Origin of the sequence: Streptomyces himastatinicus ATCC 53653 (assembly GCF_000158915.1) — a bacterium.
GTDB lineage: Bacteria > Actinomycetota > Actinomycetes > Streptomycetales > Streptomycetaceae > Streptomyces > Streptomyces himastatinicus.
Genome location: NZ_GG657754.1, coordinates 9,005,057 through 9,006,682, shown reverse-complemented (window position 1 = coordinate 9,006,682; position 1,626 = coordinate 9,005,057). Strand labels below are relative to the sequence as shown.

General features: G+C 70.9%; 2 protein-coding genes. One reads left to right on the top strand and one right to left on the bottom strand.

Going from position 1 to position 1,626, the window contains the following annotated elements:
- Positions 1 to 929, bottom strand: a 929-nt coding sequence (uriH, locus tag SSOG_RS38375; protein ID WP_039942422.1) for a uridine-preferring nucleoside hydrolase UriH, incomplete at its 3' end; no start/stop codon positions are given.
- A gap of 256 nt (positions 930 to 1,185) precedes the next feature.
- On the opposite strand from uriH, the gene merB reads away from it, so the two are divergent.
- A partial coding sequence (gene merB / locus SSOG_RS38370; RefSeq protein ID WP_245606470.1) for an organomercurial lyase occupies positions 1,186 to 1,626 on the top strand: 441 nt, incomplete at its 3' end.

Below are 1,626 nucleotides of genomic sequence, written 5' to 3'. Positions count from 1 at the left end.
CCGATCCGCTCGAGGGCGTCCACGATCAGATCCCAGAAGCGCTGGTGGTCGAGGGTGACCGCGACCTGGGTGTGGCAGTCGTCGGGGGCGGGCGCGCGGAGGTCGGTGACGGTCATGCCGAGGGTGAGGGTGCCGGTGAGCTCGATGTCCACCGGGGCCTTGCGGACGGTCATGACGGCGGGGTCGATGACGTACGCGACGGCGCACGGGTCGTGCACCGGGGGGTGTTCGAAGCCCTGCTCCTTGAGGTACATGGCGCCGAAGAATTCCAGGAGTTCATTGACGAACGTGGCGGGCCCGGTGCCGACGCGGGCGATGCGGTCGACGACCTGCGGGGTGGCGAGGGCCTGGTGGGTGAGGTCGAGGCCGACCATGGTGACCGGCCAGCTCTCGTTGAAGACGATGTGGGCGGCCTCGGGGTCGATCTTGATGTTGAACTCGGCGACGGGGCTCCAGTTGCCCGTGTGGTAGCCGCCGCCCATCAGGACGACCTCGCGCACGCGCTGGGCGATGCGGGGCTCCTTGCGTACGGCCAGGGCGATGTTGGTCAGACCCGCGGTGGGGACGAGGGTGATCTCGCCGGGCTCATGGGCCATCACCGTGTCGATGATGAGGTCGACGGCGTGCCGGGGGTCCAGGGCCAGGGTGGGCTCGGGCATCGCGGGGCCGTCGATGCCGCTCTCGCCGTGGATCCCGGCGGCCGTTTCGGCGGTGCGCACCAGGGGGCGGGGGCAGCCCGCGGCGAAGGGGACGCCGGTGATGTTCGCGATGCGGGCGACCGAGAGGGCGTTGCGGGTGACCTTCTCGAGGGTCTGGTTGCCGACGACGGTGGTGACGGCGACCAGTTCGACGTCGGGGTTGCCGTGCGCCAGGAGCATCGCGATCGCGTCGTCGTGCCCGGGGTCGCAGTCGAGGATGATCTTTCTCATCGGGTTCTCTCTGGAATCGTGTCGCACGTCGAGGTCCGCCGCGGACGGACGCTCGACCGCTCGGTGGGTGACATGAGGAGGCCCTCAACCGTCGCTGTCGGTTCCACACCGTAACGCGATAGGGTCCGCCGCCTTTCACCGCATCACCTGGGACGATGCGCCCCGCTCGGTGTCGCACGGGCGTTCAAGTCTCCCGGCCTCCTCGCGGCGCATCCTGGACACCATCGCCTCACCCCGCACCGGCCGTGCTCCGGGCGTGCCGGAACTCGCCGCGCTCACCGAACTCACCGCCGACGAGGTGCGTCGGGAACTGCGCGCCCTTGCCCTTCATGACAGCCATGACGTGGTCCTGGACCCGCGGGACCACGACCGGGTGGTCATGGCCCACCCGTTCGCGTCCGTGCCGCTCGGCTTCTCCGTGATGGGGGCGCACACGCTGTGGTGGGGCGGCTGCGCCTGGGACTCGTTCGCCCTCCCCCACCTGCTCAGGGACGAGCCCGACGTCCTGGTCGCCACCCGCTGTCCGGCCTGCGACACCCCGCACGCCTGGGTGGTCGGCCGAGCCGCGCCCCCGCACGGCGACCAGGTGGCCCACGTCCTCACCCCCATGCACCGGGCCTGGGACGACGTCGTCCCACCTGCGAGCCCACCAGCGCGTACACCGGGCGCACTGGAACCGGGTTACACCCGCCGCGAC